The organism is Moorena bouillonii PNG, from assembly GCF_001942495.1.
Classification (GTDB): domain Bacteria; phylum Cyanobacteriota; class Cyanobacteriia; order Cyanobacteriales; family Coleofasciculaceae; genus Moorena; species Moorena bouillonii.
Genome location: NZ_MKZS01000001.1, coordinates 3,189,710 through 3,193,738 on the forward strand (window position 1 = coordinate 3,189,710; position 4,029 = coordinate 3,193,738).

The 4,029-nt window shown below is 44.7% G+C and carries 3 protein-coding genes; 1 reads left to right on the forward strand and 2 read right to left on the reverse strand.

The annotated features are described in order from the left end of the window. Positions 1-269 precede the first annotated feature (269 nt). Positions 270-1,289 (forward strand): PDDEXK nuclease domain-containing protein, encoded by a 1,020-nt coding sequence (locus BJP37_RS12995; protein WP_075899331.1) that lies wholly within the window; start codon positions 270-272, stop codon positions 1,287-1,289. A 30-nt stretch (positions 1,290-1,319) separates the two neighbouring features. Here BJP37_RS12995 and BJP37_RS39110 read toward each other — a convergent pair whose 3' ends face one another. Continuing rightward, complete coding sequence (locus tag BJP37_RS39110; protein ID WP_158069563.1) at positions 1,320-1,463, reverse strand: hypothetical protein; 144 nt, start codon at positions 1,461-1,463, stop codon at positions 1,320-1,322. Positions 1,464-1,509: 46 nt separating this feature from the next. Next, positions 1,510-3,960, reverse strand: coding sequence for a thioester reductase domain-containing protein (locus BJP37_RS13000; RefSeq protein WP_075899333.1), 2,451 nt, complete (start codon positions 3,958-3,960; stop codon positions 1,510-1,512). Positions 3,961-4,029 lie beyond the last annotated feature (69 nt).

A 4,029-nucleotide genomic window follows, 5' to 3' on the forward strand; every position in this document is an offset into this window, starting at 1 on the left:
AAAGGGGGACTTTGAGTATGGCTCCCCCCTTTTTTAAGGGGGGCTGGGGGGGATCATAATCTTGCGGAAAACTTTGAAAACACGCCCTAGGGGGGCTCAATCATACCCAGAATCAGCAACACCGAAAATTGAATGGGTAACTAAGTAGTCAGTGGTCAGCTATCAGCTATCAGCCATTGGCCTTTGGCTGACCGCTGACCGCTGACCACTGACTGCTTTAGGTTTGTTATGATCACCTTTTGGACAAATGTTGTTGAATCGGAAACCAGATGAGTGACTTGGATTCAGGGAAGTATCGAGAGCTACTAGTAGAAGTAAAGCAGCGCATTCGCCAGGCTCAATACCAATCCCTCAAAGCAGTCAACAAGGAATTAATTACTCTTTATTGGGATATTGGACGGTTAATTGTTACCCGTCAACAGGGAGAAACCTGGGGGAAATCAGTGGTAGAACAATTAGCAAAAGACTTACAAGCGGAGTTTCCAGGTATCAGTGGCTTTTCGGTTCGTAATATCTGGAGAATGCGAGAATTCTACCTTTCTTACTATGCCAAGGAAAAACTGTCACCATTGGTGGCAGAAATTGCTTGGAGTCATAATTTGGTTATTATGCAAAAGTGTAAAGATGACTTAGAGCGAGAGTTTTATATCCGGATGACGCGGAAATTTGGCTGGACAAAAAATGTTTTGATTCACCAAATAGAGAATCAAACCTACGAGAAAACGTTGCTCAATCAAACAAATTTTGAACAGACAGTTTCCGAGGAGATTCGTAAGCAAGCTAAGTTAGCCGTTAAAGATGAGTACATCTTTGATTTTTTGGAGCTAGCCGATCAGTACAGTGAGCGTCAGTTAGAGCAAGCAATTCTAGCGAAGGTCGAACCATTTTTACGGGAAATGGGAGGAATGTTTGCTTTCATTGGCAGTCAGTATCGCTTAGAAATTAGCAACAAAGAGTATTTTATTGATTTGCTGTTATTTCATCGCCATCTCAAATGTTTGGTAGCCATCGATTTAAAAATCGGGGAGTTTTTGCCGGAATATATAGGCAAGATGCAGTTTTATTTGGCAGCGTTAGATGACAAAGTGAGGCTAGAAGAGGAAAATTATGCCATAGGAATTATTCTTTGTAAGTCTAAGGATAAGACCATTGTGGAATATGCCTTGAAGGAGTCAAACAAACCGATTGGTGTTGCTACTTATCGAATAGTTTCAACGTTACCACAACAGTTGCAGAATCAACTTCCTGCACCTGAACAAGTGGCTCTGTTATTGGAGGGGGTGGAGTAAGCTCATAAGGGTAGGTTTTTTACTTTGACCTCAGGTGTGGGGTGTAGGGGGTGGGGTGTGGGGTGTGGGGCATAAGAAAGCGATGCATCGCTTTGCGTCAATTCTTGTCCACTGTTCCCTGTTCCCGTCTTGATGCAGTCGCTCATGGGGGAAACCCCCAAGACCGCGCTGCATCGCTGTTCCCTGTTCCCGACTTCTGCAAGAAGTCTAGTAAAAAGGTTCAATCCTCCAAAAATCCACTTTCTCTAAAGTAGCAGAGGTAAGTTTTAAATAAATCCTGATTAACCTCCGGTAACTGGATACCACTTTCCCTTAAACCATCAACCACATTGCGACAATCGTACTCAATTAAGTTTGTTATGTTCGACGGTGATTCCGGGAAGTTAGGTAAGTAAGGGTAGAGAGGATTTTCCATATCCTCTATCAACTTAGAACGCCAATGAGTATAGTCAATTTCTTGTAAGCTATAGCCCAGGGAGCGCACCCAGTCAAAAATCTCCCTCAGATGCACCGATTTGGGATTAATTAAATGGAATGCCTTCCCAAATAAACTGTTTTGTTGAGACAGACAAACAATCGCTCGGCTGACATAATCTACTGGGACAAGGTTTTCTGCTAAACCACTCCAGCTAGGAAAACATTTGAGTCGAATACATCCTTTCACCCGTCGCGAGAGTAAGTCATCGAAACTAGACACACCGGTTTGACTGTGACCACTAATCCTCGAAGGTCGATAGATAGTTATGGGCAAACCGCGCTTGGCAGCTTCCCAAACTAACTGCTCTGCTACCCACTTGGTCTGAACATAGCCTACTTTTGGTAAATCATAATAATTGGCAGTGGCTGACTCGAGAATGGGTTGATCAGTTTGGGATGTTGATAACACGCTGATGGTAGAAACGTAATGAACAGGTTTGAGCTTCCCTAGACTGGCCAGTCTCAACACGTCTTGGGTTCCCAAAACATTCGCATCTTTTAAAATAGGGTAAGACCACACATGATTAACATAGGCTCCAGCGTGATAAACAACATCAATTTCTTTGCATAAATTATTATACTCAGTTGCTGAGAGTCCAAAACGACTGCTTCCTAAATCTCCGATGATGGGAATAATTCGAGATGTAAAATTATCACGCCATAATCCAGTTGCTTCTAACTTGCTCAATAGTCTTTCTTTGCCAGCATCTATATGCTCGGCGCGAACCAAGCAATAGACAATAGCATCCGTTGTGGTCAATATTTCAGAAAGTAAATGAATTCCCAAGAAACCTGTGGCACCGGTTAGGAAAATTCGTTCCATTGGACTGACGATTGGCGCGATCGCAGTTGATGGCTGAATATCTGGATCTAAAGCAGCTTCTGCTTCTAAATCCCAAGTCTGGGATTGATAGTCTCCAGTCACTAAAGCTTGGTCGATTGCACTAGCCAAATCAGAAACAGAGGGATAATCAAACAATGCCCTTAGGGATAAATTAATCTCGAAGGCTTCACGAATCCGAAACATCAGTTGAGTGGCCAATAGGGAATGACCACCTAACTCAAAGAAACTATCATCAAGGCTAATGCTCTGAGGGTGCAGGGAGAGAATTTCGGCAAAAAGACTAGCGATCCGAATTTGACTCTCTGTCTTCGGTGCAACGAAGTCACTGCTTGGGTTGAAGGCAGCAGAGGGGGCAGGTAATGCTTTGCGGTTTATTTTACCACTGGGAGACAGGGGTAATGACGTCAGGGGCACCACGACACTGGGAACCATGTAGTCTGGTAACTGTTGTCTGATATACTCTTTCAGGGCGCTGATGTCAAGATCATCATCCCCAACTACATAGGCTACCAGGCGCTTGTTTCCTGGGGTATCTTCCCGGGGGATGACGACGCATTCCTGCACCTGCTGGTAGCGACTGAGTAAAGATTCAATTTCCCCCAGTTCGATACGGAAGCCTCGGATTTTGACTTGATGGTCAATGCGACCGAGGAATTCAATATTGCCATCTGGTAAATACCGAGCTAAGTCCCCAGTTTTGTAGAGTCGAGCCGATGGATTATCACTAAATGGATGCTGAATAAATCGCTCTGCCGTTAGCTCAGGGCGATTAAAATAACCCCGAGCAAGCCCCACCCCGCCAATGTATAGCTCACCGGCAACCCCAATCGGAACTGGCTGGAAAGCTTGGTTTAGCAAATAGATTTGACAATTAGAGATGGGTTTTCCAATCGGGGGCAGGGCTGGCCATTGAGCAAGGTCTTCTGGCAGGGTAAAGGCTGTCACCACATGACTCTCAGAAGGCCCATAGTGGTTATGGAGAGTACATCCTGGCAAACGCTCCATCAAATTGCGAATGGCTGGAGAGATTTGTAACTGTTCTCCTGCGGTAATGATGTCTTGCAAGTGGATGGGCAGTGATGGTGCTGTTTTCGCTACAGTTGCTAACTGTTGTAACCCAACAAAGGGTAAGAATAAACGAGCAATGTTTTCCTGGTTGAGTTTGGACAACAGTGCCATGGGGTCTTGGCGTATGTCCTCTGAGATTAAAACTAAAGTTCCTCCAGCACACAAGGTCGAGAAGATTTCCTGGAACGAAACATCAAAGCTAATCGGGGCAAATTGGAGGGTGCGACCAGTGTTAGATGCTTTAGTTTGCTGAAGTTGCCAAGCAATCAGATTCAGTGACATACTCCCACACGCTCATCAGAGATTACAGTGTGGGCTTCTTGCCAACTCCACCCAACGGTATCGGCTTTC